This is a genomic window from Pseudomonas sp. UMAB-40, assembly GCF_900095275.1.
Lineage (GTDB): Bacteria > Pseudomonadota > Gammaproteobacteria > Pseudomonadales > Pseudomonadaceae > Aquipseudomonas > Aquipseudomonas mandelii_B.
Map to the genome: position 1 here is coordinate 108,006 of NZ_LT607555.1, position 20,857 is coordinate 128,862.

Annotated in this window: 20 protein-coding genes and 1 pseudogene; 12 read left to right on the plus strand and 9 right to left on the minus strand. The window is 60.8% G+C overall.

The window, feature by feature from the left end:
• Positions 1-3: 3 nt before the first annotated feature.
• Positions 4-543 (minus strand): hypothetical protein, encoded by a 540-nt coding sequence (locus K0F88_RS08725; protein WP_094471923.1) that lies wholly within the window; start codon positions 541-543, stop codon positions 4-6.
• Between the two features lie 304 nt (positions 544-847).
• Entirely contained in the window at positions 848-1,789 is a 942-nt protein-coding gene (locus tag K0F88_RS08730; RefSeq protein WP_219094841.1) for a hypothetical protein, read from the minus strand.
• 277 nt (positions 1,790-2,066) lie between these two features.
• Here K0F88_RS08730 and K0F88_RS08735 point away from each other — a divergent pair, with 277 nt between their 5' ends.
• Together K0F88_RS08735 and K0F88_RS08740 are read left to right on the plus strand one after the other, a co-directional pair.
• Entirely contained in the window at positions 2,067-2,750 is a 684-nt protein-coding gene (locus K0F88_RS08735) for a response regulator transcription factor (RefSeq protein WP_010455216.1), read from the plus strand.
• Positions 2,728-4,122, plus strand: coding sequence for a HAMP domain-containing sensor histidine kinase (locus K0F88_RS08740; RefSeq protein WP_219094842.1), 1,395 nt, complete (start codon positions 2,728-2,730; stop codon positions 4,120-4,122). Before K0F88_RS08735 ends, K0F88_RS08740 begins: the two co-directional genes overlap by 23 nt.
• A gap of 133 nt (positions 4,123-4,255) precedes the next feature.
• On the opposite strand, the gene K0F88_RS08745 is transcribed toward K0F88_RS08740, so the two are convergent.
• From K0F88_RS08745 to K0F88_RS08755, 3 genes are read right to left on the minus strand one after another with little or no spacing between them, the layout of a single operon-like run.
• A complete protein-coding gene (locus K0F88_RS08745; RefSeq protein WP_094471919.1) occupies positions 4,256-4,666 on the minus strand; it encodes an SRPBCC family protein in 411 nt (136 codons plus the stop codon).
• 27 nt (positions 4,667-4,693) lie between these two features.
• Positions 4,694-5,491: an SDR family NAD(P)-dependent oxidoreductase gene (locus K0F88_RS08750; protein ID WP_219094843.1), complete on the minus strand. Its 798-nt coding sequence runs from the start codon at positions 5,489-5,491 to the stop codon at positions 4,694-4,696.
• A gap of 11 nt (positions 5,492-5,502) precedes the next feature.
• Entirely contained in the window at positions 5,503-6,510 is a 1,008-nt protein-coding gene (locus K0F88_RS08755; RefSeq protein ID WP_219094844.1) for an aldo/keto reductase, read from the minus strand.
• A gap of 199 nt (positions 6,511-6,709) precedes the next feature.
• Between K0F88_RS08755 and K0F88_RS08760 the strand changes: the two genes are divergently transcribed.
• The 3 genes from K0F88_RS08760 (at position 6,710) to K0F88_RS08770 (ending at position 9,670) form a co-directional block, all read left to right on the plus strand.
• Positions 6,710-7,615, plus strand: a complete 906-nt coding sequence (locus K0F88_RS08760; RefSeq protein ID WP_219094845.1) for a LysR substrate-binding domain-containing protein — start codon at positions 6,710-6,712, stop codon at positions 7,613-7,615.
• Positions 7,616-8,140: 525 nt separating this feature from the next.
• Entirely contained in the window at positions 8,141-8,500 is a 360-nt protein-coding gene (locus K0F88_RS08765; protein WP_094471914.1) for a DUF6124 family protein, read from the plus strand.
• Between the two features lie 249 nt (positions 8,501-8,749).
• A complete protein-coding gene (locus K0F88_RS08770) occupies positions 8,750-9,670 on the plus strand; it encodes a LysR substrate-binding domain-containing protein (RefSeq protein WP_094471913.1) in 921 nt (306 codons plus the stop codon).
• Here the strand turns inward: K0F88_RS08770 and K0F88_RS08775 are convergent.
• Both K0F88_RS08775 and K0F88_RS08780 read right to left on the minus strand, forming a co-directional pair.
• Complete coding sequence (locus tag K0F88_RS08775) at positions 9,591-10,184, minus strand: DinB family protein (RefSeq protein ID WP_094471912.1); 594 nt, start codon at positions 10,182-10,184, stop codon at positions 9,591-9,593. The two genes, K0F88_RS08770 and K0F88_RS08775, sit on opposite strands and share 80 nt — an antisense overlap.
• Positions 10,185-10,425: 241 nt before the next feature.
• A complete protein-coding gene (locus K0F88_RS08780) occupies positions 10,426-11,214 on the minus strand; it encodes an SDR family oxidoreductase (RefSeq protein WP_094471911.1) in 789 nt (262 codons plus the stop codon).
• A gap of 442 nt (positions 11,215-11,656) precedes the next feature.
• Between K0F88_RS08780 and K0F88_RS08790 the strand changes: the two are divergent.
• The 7 genes and pseudogenes from K0F88_RS08790 to K0F88_RS08820 all read left to right on the plus strand — a co-directional run.
• A pseudogene (locus K0F88_RS08790) lies at positions 11,657-11,881 on the plus strand (helix-turn-helix domain-containing protein); the annotation flags it as partial.
• 343 nt (positions 11,882-12,224) lie between these two features.
• Complete coding sequence (locus tag K0F88_RS08795) at positions 12,225-12,500, plus strand: hypothetical protein (RefSeq protein WP_094471909.1); 276 nt, start codon at positions 12,225-12,227, stop codon at positions 12,498-12,500.
• A 286-nt stretch (positions 12,501-12,786) separates the two neighbouring features.
• Positions 12,787-15,507: a magnesium-translocating P-type ATPase gene (gene mgtA / locus K0F88_RS08800; RefSeq protein WP_219094846.1), complete on the plus strand. Its 2,721-nt coding sequence runs from the start codon at positions 12,787-12,789 to the stop codon at positions 15,505-15,507.
• A 187-nt stretch (positions 15,508-15,694) separates the two neighbouring features.
• Positions 15,695-17,350, plus strand: coding sequence for a Na/Pi cotransporter family protein (locus K0F88_RS08805; RefSeq protein ID WP_094471902.1), 1,656 nt, complete (start codon positions 15,695-15,697; stop codon positions 17,348-17,350).
• Positions 17,338-17,712 carry a DUF2493 domain-containing protein gene (locus K0F88_RS08810; protein WP_094471901.1) on the plus strand — a complete coding sequence of 125 codons (375 nt, stop codon included), beginning with the start codon at positions 17,338-17,340 and terminating at the stop codon, positions 17,710-17,712. The genes K0F88_RS08805 and K0F88_RS08810 overlap by 13 nt, the downstream gene beginning before the upstream one ends.
• Positions 17,713-17,728: 16 nt before the next feature.
• Complete coding sequence (locus tag K0F88_RS08815) at positions 17,729-18,499, plus strand: hypothetical protein (protein WP_094471900.1); 771 nt, start codon at positions 17,729-17,731, stop codon at positions 18,497-18,499.
• A 106-nt stretch (positions 18,500-18,605) separates the two neighbouring features.
• Entirely contained in the window at positions 18,606-18,923 is a 318-nt protein-coding gene (locus K0F88_RS08820) for a DUF2388 domain-containing protein (RefSeq protein ID WP_094471899.1), read from the plus strand.
• A 63-nt stretch (positions 18,924-18,986) separates the two neighbouring features.
• Here the strand turns inward: K0F88_RS08820 and K0F88_RS08825 are convergent, their stop codons facing one another.
• Positions 18,987-19,907: a pyridoxal-phosphate dependent enzyme gene (locus tag K0F88_RS08825; protein WP_094471898.1), complete on the minus strand. Its 921-nt coding sequence runs from the start codon at positions 19,905-19,907 to the stop codon at positions 18,987-18,989.
• Between the two features lie 101 nt (positions 19,908-20,008).
• Positions 20,009-20,800: an SDR family oxidoreductase gene (locus K0F88_RS08830; protein WP_094471897.1), complete on the minus strand. Its 792-nt coding sequence runs from the start codon at positions 20,798-20,800 to the stop codon at positions 20,009-20,011.
• Positions 20,801-20,857: the final 57 nt, after the last annotated feature.

The following is a 20,857-nucleotide window of genomic DNA, read 5'->3' on the forward strand; positions in this document are numbered from 1 at the left end:
CGATCAGTTGGAGAACACGTACTCACCCTTGACCTTTTTCGAGCCCACGAAGCCCAGGTCCGGAAACAGCAGGTTTTTGACCAAGGCGACGAAGAACGCCATGCCCAAGGTGATTGCGACGCCGACCACAGTCATCACCGGGTCTTCTTCGTAACCCTTGAACATCCGCGAGACCTGGCTGACCGTCAGAATCACGTAAATGGTGTAAGCCTGTGGCACGTACTTGTAGAAGCCCCAGGCGAACGCCAGCGGTACCAATGCCGCAAACAAGGTGAAGAACACGACCGCACCGGAGCCGATCATCGCGCCCAGGAAAAACCCGGAGACAGCACCCAGCAAGGCTTGAACGCAAGTCAGCGCGATCAGAATGTTGACCTTGAGTGAGTGCTTTTCGCGCAGTGCCGGATCCGGCCTGGCCCCAATCCAGTAAGCCAGTACCCGATCCTTGACCGCCCCACCGGAGAACGCCTTGAACGTCTCGGTTTTGGAACGCCCGGCGTCGAGCATCGCCACCAGTTGCCGTTTGATTTCCTTTTTGTCCAATGTGCTTCTCCCCTTCTTGAGTCAATGCAAACTAAATGTGGGAGCGAGCCTGCTCGCGAAAGCGGTGCATCAGGCGACATCATCATCGACTGAAAGTCCGCTATCGCGAGCAGGCTCGCTCCCAAGGTGGGGCATCTTCGCTTTATTGGCCGCCAGAAAGCAAAACGCCGCTTCCACCCGAGGCGGAAGCGGCAGAGGCATGAGCCTCAGTCGATCAATGCATGAACAGGGCGATCAGGATGATGATCGGGATGGGCACGCCAAGAAAGAACAGTAGTAATGAGCGCATGGTAATTCTCCTGGGTTAGCGAACAGGTGGCACGGAAGTGGTGGTCGCGTAGGTGTCGGTTTCCAGATACACCACGGCATCCCGACGACGGCCGCCGAAGGTCGCGGCAAGGCTGGCAAAAAACGCACCGATCAGCAGTGCAATGAACATCCACAGCGAGGTCCAGGCAGCGACTTTGGCGGCAGTGTCAGCCGCTTGTTGCGCAGCGAGCTTGGCGTCGGCCACGGCTTTCTGGGTGCGGGCATAGACTTCATCGACACGGCGTTCGGCATCGGCCTGGGTCAGGTTGGTGCGCTGAGCGACCAATTGCGCCAGGTAAGTCCGGTCTTCGGCGGACAGCTGACCGTCATTGCTCAAGGAGCGGACGAAGATGCGAGTCACGGTGCTACGAGCGGCGTCATCGCTGACGGCAGCCGGACGATCATCGCGGAACAGGCTGTCTACAAAATAGCCGTACTGGTCACTGTCGGTATTACCCGCCGCGGTGCCCGCCGCTTGAGTCGCAACACTGGCAGCGCCACCTACCACACTCGCCCCGGCTTGCACGCCGCCGCTGACAATGCTGCTGACCGAACCGACGACCAGCGTCGCGGTTACCAGCGTGGCCACGCACCAGGCCAGGAAGCCATGGGCCGTGTCTCGGAAATAGACTTCATCGCCGTGCATGTTGGCCCACTTCACCCGCAGACGACCGGCGATGTAGCCACCGAGCCCGGACGCCACGATTTGCGTCACCGCCAGCCACACGATCGTTGAAATGCCCAAGCCCTTGGCACTCACGCCTTCGTTGGCCCACGGAGAAACGGCCGAGAATCCCAGACCAAATCCCAGTAGCACCAGAATCAGCGACAACGCCGCCGCCGCAGCGGCACCGGCGAAGATCGCGCCCCAGGACACACCCGAGAGCGTGCTTGATTCTTCGTAGGCAGGATAGAAACCATCAGAGGATCTATTCATTGTTTTATCGCTCCAGGCAGAAAGATGGTGTTACAACTCTTCGAAGGAGGAAGTGCAGTCACCGTGCCAGTCGAGGACTTTTAATAAATCGTTTTATTTCAATCAGTTATAAATTTTGAACTTCCAATCCCGTTGCATTTTGCAAGGATGGCTGGATAGCAGCGGGTTTTATGCATTGATCAAAAGCGAGCTCGCATGAAGTTTTATTTAGAAAGCCGGCGGTCATTTCTTGGCAAAATGCCGCTCTATGTTGAGCACCTCTAATCAGGCAGGCCCTATGACCCGCATCTTGACCATCGAAGACGACGCCGTGACCGCCCGGGAAATCGTCGCCGAACTCAGTAGCCACGGCCTCGACGTCGATTGGGTCAACAACGGCCGCGAAGGCCTGGAGCGTGCGGTCAGCGGCAACTACGACCTGATCACCCTCGACCGCATGTTGCCGGAGCTCGATGGCCTGGCCATTGTCACCACGTTGCGGACCATGGGCGTGGCCACGCCAATCCTGATGATCAGCGCCCTTTCCGACGTCGATGAGCGAGTGCGCGGCTTGCGCGCCGGCGGGGACGATTACCTGACCAAGCCGTTTGCCACCGATGAAATGGCCGCCCGGGTTGAAGTCCTGTTGCGTCGCCAGAACACGGTCACGGCCCAGGCGACCACGCTGCGGGTGGCCGATCTTGAGCTGAACCTGATCAGCCACGAAGCCAGCCGCGACGATCAGTTGCTGACGCTGCTGCCCACCGAATACAAGCTGCTGGAATTCCTGATGCGCAACACCGGGCAGATACTGTCGCGGATGATGATTTTCGAAGAGGTCTGGGGGTATCACTTCGACCCCGGCACCAACCTCATCGATGTGCACATCGGCCGGCTGCGCAAGAAGATCGACCCGCCTGGCAAAGTCCCACTGATTCGGACCGTGCGAGGCTCGGGTTATGTCATTGCTGAACCCCTCTAACGGCTGGCGCTCATCCAGCAGCCGCTTGCTCGCGCTCTACAGTTCGCTGTTCGTGATCTGGAGCGGGATTCTGATGGGGGTCATGTACTACGAGGTGTCCGCCTACCTGGACAATCTGGCCAAGCATTCGCTGATGCAGCGCCAGCACCTGTTTTCGCACTTTCAAGGCGAACAATTGGCCGACGCCCTCGCCGTCAGCATGACCTTCGACATTCGCGGCATCGACGCCTACGGCCTGTTCGATTCACAGCACCGTTACCTCAGCGGTGCGCTGCGGCACATACCCAAAGGCTTGCCACTGGATGGCAAGATCCACATGCTCGGCGACTGCGCCGAGTCTGACGACCCCAGCCTGCCCGCCGACAGTTGCGACGCGGTCGCGACCCAGACCAAGGACGGTCGCTGGCTGGTACTGGTGCGCGATAACGGTTCGTTGTTTGCCGTGACCCGCATCATTCTGCACGCGTTGCTCTGGGGCGTGACGCTGACCATTTTGCCCGGCATCGCCGGTTGGCACCTGTTGAGGCGGCGTCCGCTGCGGCGTATTCGTGCGATCCAGGCCAGCGCCGAAGCCATCGTCGCCGGGGACCTGACCCGGCGTTTGCCGCTGTCCAACCGCCGCGATGAGCTGGACATGCTCGCCGCCATCGTCAACGCCATGCTCGAACGCATTGAACGGTTGATGAACGAGGTCAAGGGGGTGTGCGACAACATCGCCCATGACCTGCGCACACCGCTGACCCGCTTGCGAGCGCAGCTGTATCGAATCCAGCAGCAGGCGGATGACGGCTCGACGCTGGCCGTGCAGCTGGACTCGGTGCTCGGTGAAGCGGATACCTTGATGGCGCGGTTTCGTGGATTGCTGCGGATTTCCGAACTGGAGGACCGCCAGCGGCGTTCGGGTTTTGTGCAGCTGGATCCGGTGCCGTTGTTGCAGGAGCTGCATGACTTTTACCTGCCGCTGGCGGAGGAAGGCGAACTGGTGTTCAATCTGCAATTGCCTGCGTCGCTGCCAATGTTGAACGGCGATCGGGCGCTGCTATTCGAAGCCGTGGCGAACCTGCTGAGCAACTCGATCAAATTTACCCCGCCCGGGGGCGAGGTGATTTTGCGCGGGGTCAATGACGCGGGGCACACGCGAATCGAAGTGCTCGACTCAGGACCCGGCATCCCGGAAAGCGAACGCGAAGCGGTGTTCCAACGCTTTTACCGTGCCGAGGGCGGGAATCAGAAAAGCGGGTTCGGGCTGGGCCTGTCGATCGTCGCGGCGATTGTCAGCCTGCATGGGTTTGCGCTGGAGGTGGGCACCAGTGAACTGGGTGGTGCGCGGTTGGTGCTCGATTGCGGTCAGAAATTGATTCCCCAGACCTGACCCAAACATCCGAGTTGACACAAAACCTGTGGGAGCGGGCTTGCCCGCGATGGCGGCCTGACAGGCAAAACACTGTCGTCTGACACTCCGCTATCGCGGGCAAGCCCGCTCCCACAGGGTTTTGTGGTGCCTGTCAGGTTGGGTAGTTCGCCCGCAGGGCCTCGAGCCCACCCTGATAAATCCCGGTAAATAACGCCTCAACCTCCTGATCACTCACCCCAACCGGCAAGAACCGACCCGACCACGTCACCCGAGCCCCCTGCCCCTGGGCCTCGACCTTGAGCGTCGCCAGGTACTCAGTCGCCGGAAACGGTGCCTGCAAAATCGAGTAGCTGTAAGTCTTGCCGGCGTTATCAAACGTCTCCAACCGCTCAACCACCACCGCCCCATCCGCCGTTTGCAGGCTGCGCACCCGACCGCCTTCACTCAGTTCGCTTTTCGGGATAAACGGCAGCCAGTCCGGCAGCGTGTCGAAGCCGCCAATCAATTGCCACACCTCATCGACCGAAGCCGGAATATCGATAAATGCTGATGCTTTTGCCATGTAATCCTCTCTCTCAATCAAAAAAAATCAGATCGCCATGCTGTCGACGACACCGCCGTCGACCCGCAATGCCGCGCCCGTCGTGGCCGAGGACAGCGGCGAGGCGATGTAGGCCACCAGGTTCGCGACTTCCTCGACATTCGCCACACGCTGAATGATCGACGTCGGCCGGGCTTTGCGCACGAACGCGTCGGCTTCCTCCTGAACGCTGCGCCCCGATTTGGCAGTGGCGTCCTTGAGCATCTGCTCCAGGCCATCGGTCAGCGTCGGGCCGGGCAGGATCGCGTTGACCGTCACGCCAGTGCCCGCCAGGCGTTTGGCCAGGCCATGGGACACCGCGAGGTTGGCGCTTTTGGTCACGCCATAATTGAGCATATCCGCCGGGATGGCGATGCCGGATTCCGAGGACAGGAAAATCACCCGGCCCCAGCCCTGCTTGACCATGTCCGGTACGTAATGCCGGGACAGGCGCACGCCGGAGATCACGTTGACCTCGTAGAAACGCGTCCACTCACTGTCCGGCGTGTCGAAAAAATCCACCTCGTTGAAGATTCCGAGGTTGTTCACCAGGATGTCCGCCCGCGGTTCGGCGACGAACAGTTGCTCGGCACCTTCGGCGGTACCGAGGTCGGCGGTCAGGCCACGCAGTTGCGCGCCCGGCACACTCTGGCGAATGCTCGCCAGTGCCTGTTCGACCTTGGCCGTCTCGCGGCCGATCACCACCACCGTGGCACCGGATTCGGCCAGCGCCTTGCTGATGCCAAGGCCAATGCCGGCGGTGCTGCCGCTGACAATGGCGAGTTTTCCAGTCAGATCGATTTTCATGCTCAAACTCCTCAGAGGGGCAATGGCGCGCGTTCGCTCACCAGTTTTGCGTCGCGCATCGCCTGCCAGAACGCAGGGGGAATCACGGCCGTCAGTGCGGCAACGTCTTCAGCAATCCGGTCCGGACGGCCGGAGCCCGGAATCACCGCAGCCACGGCCGGGTTAGCCAACGAGAACTGCAACGCAGCGGCCTTGATGTCGACACCGTGGGCCGCCGCGATGCGTTTGATCTGCTCGACTTTGTCGACGATCGCCGGGCTGGCTTTCTGGTATTCGAAGTGGGTACCGCCGGCCAGAATGCCTGAGCTGTAAGGACCGCCGACCACGATCTCGACGTTCTGCGCCAGGGCTGCGTCCATCAGACGTTGCAAGGCACGGTCGTGGTCGAGAAGAGTGTAGCGACCCGCCAGCAAAAAACCGTCCGGCTGCGCTTCGGTCAGATCAAGGGTCAGCTCGCAAGGTTCGACCTTGTTCACGCCCAGGCCCCAGCCCTTGATCACGCCTTCTTCGCGCAAACGGGTCAGCACTTTGAACGCACCGGTGCGGGCCTGGTTGAAGTATTCCAGCCACTGGTCGCCGTAGAAGTCCTGGGCGATGTCATGCACCCAGACGATGTCCAGTCGATCGGTTTGCAGGCGCTTGAGGCTGTCTTCGATGGAACGCATTGTCGCGTCGGCGCTGTAGTCGTTGACGATCTTGTTCGGGCGGCCATGTTCAAACACCCCGCTCTTTTCGCCCAGATCGCGGGCCGAGGCGTCTTCGACTTCATCGAGGATGACCCGGCCGACTTTGCTGCTCAGCACGTAGTCGTCGCGGTTGTATTGGGCCAGTGCAGTACCCAAGCGAATCTCCGACAGGCCCGAACCATAAAACGGCGCGGTGTCGAAGAAACGCACGCCAGCATCCCAGGCTGCGTGCACGGTGGCCTGCGCCTCGTCTTCAGGAATGGCGCGGAACATGTTGCCCAACGGGGCGGTACCGAAACCCAGCGCGCCGGGCAGTTTGTCTTTCAAACTCATGGAAAATACCTCTCAAATGTCTGATAAACCCTGTAGGAGCCGGCTTGCTGGCGATGGCGGCGAAACAGTCGCCACATCTATCGCTTGACGAACCGCATCGCCAGCAAGCCGGCTCCTACACCGTTGGGCAGATCCTAGATTGCGATGATCGGACCGTCCAAGACATAATGCGCAGCACTTAAGTCCCGGTAGGTCTGACATGATCGACATCCGCCAATTGCGCTACTTCGTCGCCGTCGCCGAAGAAGAACACGTCGGGCGCGCCGCCGAACGCCTGCACATCTCCCAATCGCCCCTGAGCCGGCAGATCGCCCAGCTCGAAGAACGCCTGGGCCTGACCCTGTTCGAGCGCAGCCAGCAGCGCATCCGCCTGACCCGCGACGGCCAGACGTTCCTCGCCGAAACCCGCGCCCTGCTGACCCATGCCAGCCGCCTCGAATCCCTGGGCAAACGCCTCGGTCGCGGCGAAGAAGGCGGCTTGTGCATCGGCTACATCGAAAACGCCATGCACGCCGGCGTGCTGCCCAATGCCTTGCGGGTGCTGCGCGTCGACCGACCGAACGTGCACGTCGCGCTGTACAACCAGAGTTCCGCCGAACAACTCGAAGGCCTGCGCCAGCGTAGTCTGGATATCGCCCTGGTCAGTGAGCCGCCTGTCGCCGACGATCCGGATTTATTGGGTTTCCAGGTACTGGACGACCCAATGCTGCTGGCCCTGCCCGAGCACCATCCCCTCGCCCAACAGGCCACACTGACCCCGGCCGACCTCGCCGATCAGGAGTGGATCGGCGTGCAGCACCACCAGAATGTCACCAACCGCCAAGACTTCGTCAGCGCCTGCATCCGCGCCGGATTCACCCCGGACATCCGCATGGAAGCCACCGGCCCCTTCACGGCATTGGCTCTGGTGGCCTCGGGACTGGGCATCGCCATGATTCAGAAAGGCTTGAGCCGCAATGCACCGCCGGGCGTGGTCCTGCGGGAAGTGCCGTGGATTTGCTTCACCAGACCGCTGTGGGCAGCGTGGCACCGGATCAATTTGCGGCCGCTGGTGGAGACGTTCAGGAAGGTGCTGACGGAATCGGAGCAGGTTCACAGCGGCTGAAATGTGCGTCGGGGCGATTGGCCCCAAACACCGCAGAGCCAGCAGATGAGATTTGCAAAATCGGCCCTGCGTTTTGTGCTTTGACCCACAGGTGGAGGGGTGGTGACCTCTCAATCTGTGCAACCCACAAAGCTGGATGAATAGATCCTGTCCCGCTCGTCTGTTTAAGCCTGAAACGGTGTTTGTTTAAACACCCTCGAAGATACTTCCTGAAAGCTACAAATCCTTGCGCCGTTGCCTACGGCTGCGCCAGAATCCGCCGGCTTGTGCGCCTGAGGGCCGCTCGGTAACTTGATTCCCGTCACTGCTCATCAGTGATCGGGTTTAGTCGCCCGGCTAAGGTAAAGCGGTCGCACGAGCATCGTCAGTCAGGTATTCGCCTGTACTTATGGCAGCTGTGCGCAAGGCGTCTTCGGACGCGCCGGATTTTTGCTTTTCCTTGCCGGTCGACTAACTTGCGCACGGCTGCCACCCTCCGTTTAGTCGCGAGATGGTTGCGGTCCCTACTACATAAGGGAAGCATCTATGTTCAAAGTAACGCCCAACCCACCTGAAACCGATCCAGTCTCCCCCTACGAACCCGATTCAAAAAAACTCAACGAGGCCGCCGAACGGGCCCTCGACTTCCACTTCCCATCGAACGCCGACATCAAAGCCACCCCGCGAACCCGCAGCACCCTGTTCTCCGTAGACCCCGAGGCCACGGCCGAAACCCTGGCGGTTTATCTGGTCGAAATACTCGCCTCGGTCGACGTGATGGTCCACCAGTTGGTGGATCACCTGGAGGGAGAGTCGCGCTACGCCCTGCTGGGGATTTCCAACAGCATCATGATGGCGGAGATCACGGCGAACCGGGTGTTGGATACGATTGATCTGCCCAAGTAAGTGCCGCTTGCTGTGGTGAGTGAATAACTGACTTTGAGTTATACAGCGGTCCCCTTTTTTTGGGGCCGCTTCGCGGCGCAGCGGATAGATAAATAGATGCGTCCCCTTTCTGGTGGCGAGGGGGTTTACCCCCGTTGGGTCGCGCAGCGGCCCCAAAACATCACAAGTAACCCCTTATCACCGGTGTCCTCTCACCACAGGGTTTGATGCTTTACTGAAAAGACTCAAAAACCCTGCGAGTACCCCCACATGAACCGCAACGACCTGCGCCGCGTGGACATGAACCTGCTGGTGATTTTCGAAACGTTGATGTTCGAGAAGAACCTGACCCGGGCCGGGGAGAAACTGTTCCTCGGTCAGCCCGCCGTCAGTGCTTCGCTGGCCAAGTTGCGCGATCTGTTCGACGACCCGCTGCTGGTGCGCAATGGCCGGGTGTTGGAGCCGACGCAGCGCGCCCTGGTGATTCTCAAGGAGTTGCAGCCGGCGATGGACACCATTTCCGGCGCGGTCAGCCGGGCCAAGGATTTTGACCCGTCCACCAGCCGCGATGTGTTTCGCATCGGCTTGTCCGACGACGCCGAGTTTGGTCTGTTTCCGCCGCTGCTCAAGCAAATACGCGAAGAGGCGCAGAACGTCGTGGTGGTGGTGCGAAGGGTGAATTACTTGCTGATGTCACCGATGCTCGCCTCCGGGGAGATTTCCGTCGGGATCAGTTACACCACAGAACTGCCGGCCAATGCCAAGCGCAAGAAATTGCGGGACCTGAGCGTGAAGATTCTGCGTGGCGATAACCGTCCCGGCCCCCTGACCCTGGATGAGTATTGCGAACGCCCTCATGCGCTGGTGTCGTTTTCCGGGGATCTGACCGGTGCCATCGACAACGATCTGGCACGCATCGGCCGCTCGCGGCGGGTGGTGCTGGCGGTGCCGCAATTCGCCGGGTTGCGCGCCCTGCTGGCCGGCACCGACCTGCTGGCCACGGTGCCGGACTACGCAGCGTGTGCGCTGATTGAAGGCAGCAACCAGCTGCGGGCCGACGACCCGCCGTTTGACATCGTGCTGTCCGAACTGTCCATGGTCTGGAACGGGGTCAACGATAACGATCCGGCAGAACGTTGGTTGCGCTCGCGAATCGCCCAACACATGTCGGCTGAGTTGCCGGTGCTCTGAGCGTGTTGAAAGCCGGGTCGGTCTCGCGCAGGAAGATCGGCATGTCGGTCATCGGTGGCATCGCCGGGATGTCGAAATACATCTGGATCACCCAGCCGCGGTGGTAACTGGCGTGGTTGACCACGTGCAGCAGCATCGCGCCGGCGCTCATGGTGCCGCTCTCGCCGGAGACGAACGTGAACTCGACGGACTTATCCAATGACCTCTCGGTCTGCCTCGCGCTCCAGTTGCAATACCAGTGATCGATCTCCTTTTGCGCCATGCGCAAGTCAGCCAGGTCGGGATGGAGCAGATCGTGTGAAGTTTTGAAGCCGTGCCCTCGGCCTTCGAGGTGAGCCTGCCAGATGCAGTCCACGACATAGATGTGGTTCAGGGTGCCGATCATGTTCTTGAACACCGACACCCGCTCTTTGTTGACCTCCCCCGGCGGCAGCGCGGCCAGGCTGTCAAAGAGGCGCTGATCGGCCCATTGCTTGTAATCGGCAAGCATGCGGGCAGTGCGTATGTTGATCATCAGAGTTCTCCCATTACGATGGGCGCACTGGCAAGCATAGACCGCTCGGCGGTTGGCAGCGCAGACGCTGATAACCGGCACTTCACCGCAACGCGACGGGTGTAGCAGCTGCTGCTACAAGGATTGCGGTGTCAGGCGTTGCACCAGCCGATCAGCCAGCGCCAGCCCGACCACTCCGGCGCCGACCACCACGCATTCGATATCGACGCTCAATTGCGAGCATTCCTTTCACGCTGAAAAATCAGAACGTTCCCGGGTAACTGCCGCCGTCCAGCAACAGGTTTTGCCCGGTGAGGAAACCGGCATGGGCGCTGCAAATGAACGCGCAATACGCACCGAACTCATCAGGTTGCCCGAAGCGCTGGGCCGGTACGTTTTTGCGCCGCTGTTCGCTAATGCTCTCGACGCTGGCCCCCTTGGCTTCGGCGGCCGCACTCAAGGTCTTGTATAAACGCTCGGTTTCGAACGGTCCGGGCAGCAGGTTGTTGAGGGTCACGTTGTGTCCGGCCAGCCGCGACTGCCGTGCGAGCCCGGCGATGAATCCGGTCAAACCGCTACGGGCGCCGTTGGACAGGCCCAGCACATCAATCGGCGCTTTGACGGCGCCCGAGGTGATGTTGACGATGCGTCCGAACCCACGCTCGGCCATGCCGTCGACGCACGCTTTGATCAGCTCAATGGGCGTGAGCATGTTGGCATCCAGCGCCTTCAGCCAGTCTTCGCGCTGCCAGTCGCGGAAGTCCCCGGGCGGCGGGCCACCGGCGTTGTTGATCAGGATGTCGACCTGCGGGCACGCCGCCAGCACCTGTTTTCGCACCCGCGGATCGCTGATGTCGCCGGTCACCGTGCACACGTCAATGGACGGCGCCAGGCTGCGCAATTGTTCGGCGGCGACCTGCAAGGCTTCGCTGCCGCGCGCGTTGATCACCAGGTTGACGCCCTCCTTTGCCAAGGCGCGCGCACAGGCCAGACCCAGCCCTTTGCTGGAAGCGCAGACAATCGCCCAGCGACCCGAAATAGCCAAATCCATGAGGGTGCTCCTGTGGTGTTGAGTGGAGAAATTGGCGGACGTTTCTACGTTACCACTGCTGATGTCAATGGATCGCGACCGGGTTGATGTTGACCTGGGTCGAGCCCTTGTACAGCGACTGTCGATCAGCTCAAGGTTGTAGGTGCCGTTTTTGGCCAGCATGAACTGGTTGACCGGGAACGCCTGACCGTCTTTCGCCGGACAGATTTCCGAAGCCCAGGTGTCGCCGCCGACCGCGACGATCTGCTTGTCCGCCAGCCATTTGGCCGGTTGTACATTCAACAAATGCGCTGCAGGTAGACCGCTATCGCGAGCAAGCTCGCTCCCACAGTGGATGGGTGTCATCCCCGGTTTTTTTGATCGCCACTAAACCCTGTGAGAGTGAGCTTGCTCGCGATGACGGTCGCACATTTAACAGATGAGGTGGCAGGTAGATCGCTTTCGAGAGCTTGCCCCGGTCTACAAACTCAAGACCGGTCGCACCCCGGCCCAATCGGTGGAAGTGCTGCGACTGGAAGCCGCCCGCCGCCTGCTGGAAGAGTCCGAACGCAACATTGATCAAATCGCCCGTCAGTGCGGGTTTGGCGATGAAGAACGCATGCGTTTTACCTTTCAGCGCAACCTCGGCATTTCGCCGAGAGATTATCGCAATCGTGTCTCTCGTTAATCACAGGTTGCAACTAACTGTCATTTAGCTGAACAGCGTCCAACTTCAATATGAAGATTCGATGTTTTTCCATTCAACTCGGCATTTAGCGGGCATTGAAGGTTGACTTCACCCACCTCCCTGAGTAAATTGCCCGGGCCTTCGACGAAGGCCTTTTTTCAACTCACAAAAGAATCCAATGGACACAGTATCTAGTCGCTGCCGGGACACTGCGAATTCGCGGAACCTGGCACATAATCCAGTCAATGACGGGACTCGACTTTTCGGTCGGGTGAGCTGCGCTAGAGCTTGATGCTCCGCCGTAACTTGCCTCACCGGCGTCCGTCCGGTCCAGAGGCATGTTATGAACTTCAACACCACCGTAATGCCGGGCGTGCGCGCCTTTGCATCGACCATGCGGGTCAAGCTGTGCCGTGAGCGTCTGTTGACGACGCGGGTCAGCGCCCCGTTTTCCACCCCTTCTGCCCCTGCCAAGGCAAACCCTCGTGCCAACTGGCGCGTCTGCCCGATGACGGGCCGGCTTCAGCAACGCTGGAGCTTCGACGACAGCCAGGAACCACCGGGTCGGCGCATTGCGCGGATGTTCGGTCTTACCCTCGATACCCGCACATTCAGTTGACCTGAAGGCACTTTAAAGTTCTTCCCCCAACGTTTTCCTTAATAGGGAATTCGGCAACTTCTTATTGCCTGTCAAAACACAACGTTATCGGAGTTAGTTATGGACGAAGCCAGTAGACGGTTCGCTGCCTATCAACTTTCCATTGATACGCAGCGAACGTTAAAACACAAGAAAACAACACTTTCGAAATTGATCGCCTGTTTGCGACTCGACATACATTCGCTCGCCTATGAATAGATGAGCGTGCTGTGTGTCGTGCCGCAAGACGGCGGCAGGAGCACACACAATGACGACTGTAAAAACGCCGGATATTCGCGCCAAAGGCGCCAGCAGCAACAATGCCAAACTGTCGATGCGCGCCGCCCGGGAAGCGCAAAACGGCCTGGCCGTCACCCTCGCCAATCTCAACGCCACCCCTGACGGTTTGACTGAACTCGAAGCCGAAGGCCGGCTGGCCCGCGCAGGCTATAACGAGGTCGCCCACGACAAGCCGCCTCACGCCATCGTCCAACTGCTCAAAGCCCTGAACAATCCCTTCATCTATGTCCTGCTGACCCTGGCCGGCATCAGTTTCTTCACCGATTACTGGCTGCCGATCAGCCAGGGCGAAGGCGACGAGGCGGACCTGACCAAGGTCATCATTATCATGACCATGGTCACCCTGAGCAGCCTGCTGCGGTTCTGGCAGGAATACCGCTCGGCCAAATCCGCCGAAGCGCTGAAAGCGATGGTGCGCACCACCGCGACCGTGCTGCGACGCGGACAAAAAGGCAACACCCCGGTGCTGCGCGAAGTGCCGATGCGCGAACTGGTAGCCGGCGACATCGTCCAGCTCAGCGCCGGCGACATGATCCCGGCGGACATTCGCCTGATCGAATCCCGCGACCTGTTCATCAGCCAGGCGGTGCTGACCGGCGAAGCCTTGCCCGTCGAGAAGTACGACACCCTGGGCGACGTCGCACAGAAGTCGGCGACCCGCAGCGCCGCCGATCAATCCAACTTGCTGGACCTGCCGAACATCTGCTTCATGGGCACCAACGTGGTCAGCGGCACCGCCAAAGCCGTGGTGGTCGCGACCGGGCCGCGCACCTACTTCGGCTCGCTGGCCAAAGCGATTGTCGGTTCGCGGGTGCAAACGGCCTTCGACCGCGGGGTGAACAGCGTCAGCTGGTTGCTGATCCGCTTCATGCTGGTCATGGTGCCCATCGTGTTCCTGCTCAACGGCTTCTCCAAGGGTGACTGGAGTGACGCGTTCCTGTTTGCGCTGGCAGTCGCGGTCGGCCTGACCCCGGAAATGCTGCCGATGATTGTCAGCGCCAACCTGGCCAAAGGCGCGATGGCCATGGCCAAGCGCAAAGTGGTGGTCAAGCGCCTCAACGCGATCCAGAACTTCGGCTCGATGGACGTGCTGTGCACCGACAAGACCGGCACCCTGACGCAGGACAAGATCATTCTTGAGCACCACGTCGACAGCAACGGCCGGCGTGACGACACGATCCTCGAACTGGCGTGGCTCAACAGCCATCATCAGAGCGGTCTGAAAAACCTGATGGACCAGGCCGTGGTGCAGTTCGCCAACGCCAATCCCAAATTCAGGGTGCCGTTCGCCTACAGCAAGGTCGACGAGTTGCCGTTCGACTTCGTCCGTCGGCGCCTGTCGATCATCGTCAAGGACAGCCGCGACGATCACCTGATGGTGTGCAAAGGCGCGGTCGAGGAAATGCTGAGCATCGCCAGCCATATTCACGAAAACGGCACGGTCGTGGCACTCGATGCACAGCGCCGCAAAGACCTGCTGGCCCTGGCCAACGAGTACAACGAGGACGGTTTCCGGGTGCTGCTGGTCGCCACCCGCGAGATCCCGAAAGCGCAGAGCAAAAACCAGTACAACACCGCGGATGAGCGCGAGCTGGTGATTCGCGGTTTCCTGACCTTTCTCGATCCACCGAAGGAAACCGCGGGACCGGCGATTGCCGCGCTGCGCGACATGGGCGTGACCGTCAAGGTGCTGACCGGCGACAACGCCGTGGTGACGTGCAAGATCTGCCGCGAAGTCGGGCTGGAACCCGGTACGCCGCTGCTCGGGCCAGACATCGAGAACATGGACGACACCACGCTCAAGCTGCGAGTCGAAGAACGCACGGTGTTCGCCAAGCTGACGCCGCTGCAAAAGTCCCGGGTGCTCAAGGCGTTGCAGGCCAACGGTCACACCGTGGGTTTCCTCGGCGACGGCATCAACGACGCCCCTGCCCTGCGCGATGCCGATGTCGGCATTTCGGTGGACAGCGGCACCGACATCGCCAAGGAATCGGCCGACATCATTCTGCTGGAGAAGAGCCTGATGGTGCTGGAGGAAGGCGTGCTCAAGGGCCGCGAAACCTTCGGCAATATCATGAAGTACCTGAACATGACCGCCAGCTCCAACTTCGGCAACGTGTTCTCGGTGCTGGTGGCCAGTGCGTTCATTCCGTTCCTGCCGATGCTGTCGATCCACCTGCTGCTGCAAAACCTCATGTACGACATCTCTCAGTTGTCGCTGCCGTGGGACAAGATGGACAAGGAGTTCCTGCGCAAACCACGTAAGTGGGATGCGAAGAACATTGGCCGTTTCATGCTGTGGATCGGGCCGACCTCGTCGGTGTTCGACATCACCACCTTCGCCCTGATGTGGTACGTGTTCGCCGCCAACAGCGTGGAAATGCAGGGTCTGTTCCAATCCGGCTGGTTCATCGAAGGGTTGCTGTCGCAGACGTTGGTGGTGCACATGCTGCGCACGCAGAAGATTCCGTTCTTCCAGAGCACGGCGGCGTTGCCGGTGATCCTGATGACCGGGTTGGTGATGGCGCTGGGTATCTACATTCCGTTCTCGCCACTGGGCACTTTGGTCGGCCTGCAACCGCTGCCGTGGGCGTACTTCCCTTGGCTGGTCGGCACCCTGCTCAGCTACTGCGTGTTCGCGCAGATCATGAAGACGATTTACATCCGCCGCTTCAAGCAGTGGTTCTGATGGCCTCAGCCCCCGAAATTCGGGGGCAAACCCAAATCACCTGAACACCCTAACCCCTGTGGGAGCGAGCTTGCTCGCGATAGCGGACTGACATTCAAAAAAGAAGTCGTCTGACACACCGCCATCGCGAGCAGGCTCGCTCCCACAGGGAATTGCGTTAAGCCTTATCGAAAAAGGGAGAGTCCTGATGTCGGGAACGACTCTACTGATCAACCTCGCAGGCTCCATCGCACTTTTGCTGTGGGGCACTCACATGATTTCTTCGGCGTTGTTGCGCGGCTTCGGCACGCCGCTGCGCCAGTGGCTGGGCCACAACTTGAACAACCGCTGGATGGCGCTGCTTTCAGGCATCGGCATCACCGGCATCCTGCAAAGCAGCACCGCCGTCAGCCTGATGGCGACGTCGTTCACGGCCGCCGGGACCCTGGGTCTGGCGCCGGCGCTGGCGGTGATGCTCGGCGCCAATATCGGTTCGACACTGGTGGTGCAACTGCTCAGCGTCGACGTTTCAATCCTCACACCCATCGTGTTGCTCGCCGGTTTGATGGTGTTCCGGCTTCGCGATGACTCGCGCTACGAAAGCGTCGGCTGTGCGCTGATCGGTCTGGGGCTGATGTTGTTGGCCCTGCGCATGCTCGGTTCGACACTGGCGGAAGTCGAAGGCGCGCCGGTGTTCCAGCTGATCATGCAGAGCCTGGACGGCGATCTGCTGATTGCGTTGCTGGTGGCGCTGATCCTCACCTGGCTGTGCCATTCCAGCGTGGCGGTGGTGTTGCTGATCGTCTCGCTGGCCGCCACCGGCCTGCTGTCGGGAACCACCCTCGTCGCGCTGGTGCTCGGGGTGAACATTGGCGGTGCTTTGCCCTCGGTGATCAATGCCGGTTCGAGCGTCGGCCGGCGCTTGCCGCTGGGTAATCTGCTGGTGCGTGCGGTCGGCGCCCTGGTGGTGTTGCCTTTCGCCGGGCTGCTGGCCGAGCTGAAGCTGGAGCCGTCGGTGCTCGTGGTGTCGCTGCACACGGGTTTCAATCTGCTGCTGGCGCTGGTGTTCATCGGCCTGACCGATGTGCTCGCCAAAGGACTGACCCATCTGCTGCCGGCCCCCGAGCGGGATGTCGATCCGGGCATGCCGCACTACCTCGACGAAGCGGGTCTGGAAGTGGCCAACATCGGCCTGTCCAACGCGGCCCGGGAAGCGTTGCGCATGGCCGACATGCTCTCGGCAATGCTCGGCCGCCTGGTGCAGCTGTTCCACACCTCGGTGCCCGCCTGTGCCGATGAAGTGCGACGCGTCGATCAGTCCCTGGACCTGCTGGGTGCGGCCATTCGCGCTTACCTGGCGGACATCGGCAAGGAAGGCATCAGTGACAGCGATGCCGATCGCTCCCAGGAAATCCTGCTGTTCGTGATCAACCTCGAACATGCCGCGGACATTCTTTCCAGCAGCCTGACGCAGTTGGCCATGCGCCGCTTGCGCCGTGGCGAACAGTTCTCGGCGTTCGAGCTGGGCAACATCGCACCGCTGCACGACGCGCTGCTGGAAAGCCTGAGCCTGGCCATCACCGTGTTCCTGCGCGAAGACATTCCCACCGCGCACCACTTGATCCATCGCAAGGAGACCGTCAGAAGGCTCGAAGCGCACGCCAGCCGCGAGCACTTTCGCAAGTTGCAGGAAGACAAGAACACCTGGGCGGAATCCGGCGACATCTTCCAGCGGGTCCTGCGCGATTACCGCCGTGTGCATCACCACATCGCCGCCCTGGGCTATCCGCTGCTGGAGCGTGCCGGCGAGCAACCGGTCGAGAGCACCGACCTGAGCAAGGAGAATCCCTCATGCGCCTCTTGATCTGCGCGGGCCGCTATTACGCCGACAGCCGTCTGTGCCGACGGGTCCTCGACGCCTTCCAGCGCCTGCACCCGGTGCGTGTGCTGATCCATGGCGGTAATCAATACCTGGGCGGTGACATTGAAGAGTGGGCCCGGGAACACGGCGCCGACATCGTGCGCTACCCGCCCAACTGGCAGCGCCACGGCAAGTCGGCTGAACGCCTGCGCAACCACTTCATGTTGCTCGACAGCCGACCTGACGTGGTGATCGCCCTGCCCGGCGGGGAAGACACCGAAGAGCTGGTCGCCCAGGCCCGGACGGCCGGTTTGCAAACCCTATCGGTAGAGGATCGGGGGCTGACCGCCGCCGCCATCAAGTAACTTCGAGATAAATTTCATGCAAAAACCCACTCGTCTATTCGCGTCCTTCGTGCGCAGTCTGCCAGCCGCTCAAGGCCGGCGCCTGCGCCGCAATCTGTTGTTCGTCAGCGTCACCCTGAGCCTGATTGCGGTGCTCAGCATCATCTCCAGCGCCAACGCTGCCGGCGGTGCGTATACGGTGGATGACGCCGGAATCAATGCGCCCGGCGAATGCAACATCGACACCTGGTATCAGAACGGTCGGCACGGTTCATCCAGTACCAGCGTGGTGTCACAGGACTGCACGCTCAAAGGCCTGCCCAACGTACAACTCGGCGCCGCCGTGCAGCACAGCCGCGACGACGGGGACTCGGAAAACCAGTTGAGCCCGCAATTCAAGGCGCAACTATTCTCACGGGAAGACCTTGGCCTTGAGTGGGCGCTGGCGGGTTCGACTCACTTTGCCTTCAATCGGGCCCACGCCTTCGATGGCGTCGACCTGAATCTGCCATTCACCTACCAACCGATCGAAACCCTGCGCCTGAACCTCAATGCCGGCTGGAGCCATGCCTATGACGATGGCGAGCAAAACCATCGCTGGACCTGGGGAACCGGCGTCGAATACGACCTGGCCCGTTCCCTGACGCTGATTGCTGAACGCTACGGCCAACAAGGCGGCGAACAGGCGTGGCAGGCCGGGCCGAGGTTGCATGTCGGTGAGCGCATCGACGTCGATCTGGTGGTGGGCCGCAACTTGACGGGGGAGCGCGATCAGTGGCTGACCACTGGAGCAACGCTGCGGTTTTGAACGATAAGATGCGGATAACGCATCGACAGGGAACTCCTGACGTTCACCGGGCATCCTAAATGATGAGGTACTTCCTTTTTTGCTTCACGCTTCAGAGGACACCGCTATGCGCCGTCTGATTATCATCTCCTCATTCATGTTGTGTCTGCCCTTCGGTTCGGCCTTCGCCAAAGTGGACGCAGGCGATGTCGCCACCTCTGCGGGGGTTTCCGCATCGCTGTACTCGACGTTCAAGGACCACAAACTGGCGATTCCCGCCCGTGATGACGCCTCCAGCTTCGTGGCCAGTGGCGGTACGATTCGCGGTGTGTACCTGGAGTCGGTGTTGAATCAGATTCGCCAGGAAAATCCCGGACTCAAAGCCAGCGACGAAGAGCTCGCCAGAGCCATCCTCATCCAGGAAGGCGCTGCTGCTGGCCAATGAAGGTTGAAAAGGTAACGGTGGGGCTCGGGACAGCCTGATAGTCTCCAGCCCTGCCCTTTTGCTTCACCCCGCGGACAAGCGCGCCCACCCGGCCACCAGCTGCGCGCTGATGCTGACCCCGCCACACACCACAATCACCACGTCATGGGCTTCGGCGATCGCCGGATGGTCCAGGTACGCCACCGCCAATGAAACACCGCATGCCGGTTCGACTAACTGACGCAGGTCGTTGGCGTAACGCACCACGCCCATGATCGCCTCGTCATCACTGAGCACCACGCATTCGTGAGGAAAGTCGAGGATGTGCCGCACCGGCCACGCGGCCACTTTCGCAGCGCCCAGCGATGTCGCAACGGTGTCGATACGCGGCAGCCTGACGGGATGTCCGGCCTCGATGGCGGCGGCAAATGAGGCCGCGCCTTGGGTTTCGCAGGTGATGATCCGGCAGTCCATGCGATGGTGGCGAATCAATCCGGTCAGCAGGCCCGCCAGCAATCCGCCGCCACCCACCGACGTCACCAGCGCATCGACTTGTGGGCAATCCTCGAGGACTTCATCAATCAGGGTGCTGTGCCCTTCCCACAACACGGGATGATCGAAGGCTGGCACGTATTCGGTATCTGCATCCTGTGAAAGCGCTTTGGCCCGTTGGTTGGCCTCATCCCAGACCTTGCCGTGAACAATGACCTCGGCGCCGGTTTTCCTGATCCTGGCGCGGGTGGTTTCCGGGGTGGTGTGCGGCACAATAATGCAGGCTTTCAGGCCTAGGGCAGCGGCGGCCATGGCGGTGGCAAAACCAGCGTTGCCGCCGGAAGGACAGACGACTTTGCGCTTGCCCTGGGCCTTTGCCTGACTGCACAGAAGGCCCATGCCGCGTAATTTGAACGATCCGCTGGGTTGCAGGTTTTCCAGCTTGAGCCAGATGCGCCGGGTCGGCGTTGACAAGCCCGGGTGCAGAATCAAAGGCGTTCTGATGTGAAGCATTGTGTGCTCCCTTTGGCAGCACCGGCTTGTCGAGGTTTCGACGAGCCGGTGATGAACGATCCTTATCCAAGCTTAGTTCACCCTGCCCCAGGGTTATCGGTTTACCGGTAGCGCGGTGCCGCTGATGAGTGGCCGAAGGAGCCTGACAGCACTTGGCGCTGGGCTTCGTAAGCGTCCCATTTGTCGCCCTCGTGCAGGCCCGGAATGGTCACCACTTCACCCTTCGCCAGGCCGACCAGCGCGGCATCGACCATGTCCTCGGCGGACATCACGATCTCTTGCGGCAGGTTTTCCACCGGGTTGCCGGCCTCGCTCCAGAAGTCGGTGGCGGTCGCGCCGGGCAACACCGCCTGAACGCGAATGCCCTTGTCGGCCAACTCATGGTGCATTGACTGACTCAGGCCCAGCACGAAGGCCTTGCTCCCGCCGTAAACGCCGTTGAGGATTTCCGGAGCGACGGCGACGATGGAGGAAATGTTGATCACGGTGCCGGTGCCCCGTGCGACGAAGCCAGGCACCACGGCATAGGACAGACGCATCAGCGCGGTGACGTTGAGGCTGATCATGGCTTCCATGTCGTCCACCGGGCTGCCGAGCAACGGCATCACTGCGCCAACACCGGCGTTGTTGACCAGCAAGGTGATACTCGCGTCGTTGCGCAGAATGCTTTCAACTCGCAGCAGGTCGGCCTTGTCTTTGAGGTCGGCAGCGACCACTTCCACGGCGCGGCCGGTTTCGTTGCTCAGATGATTGGCCAAAGCGTTGAGTTTGCCCTGGCTGCGGGCGACCAGAATCAGGTCGTAACCCTGCCGGGCGAGACGGTCGGCGTAGACCGCGCCGATGCCAGACGAAGCGCCAGTGATCAGTGCAGTGCCTTTGGATGAAAGGGCCATGTTCAATTTCCTTCACAGTAAGGCGATAAGGTCGCCGGGTGTGAACCGTTATAAATT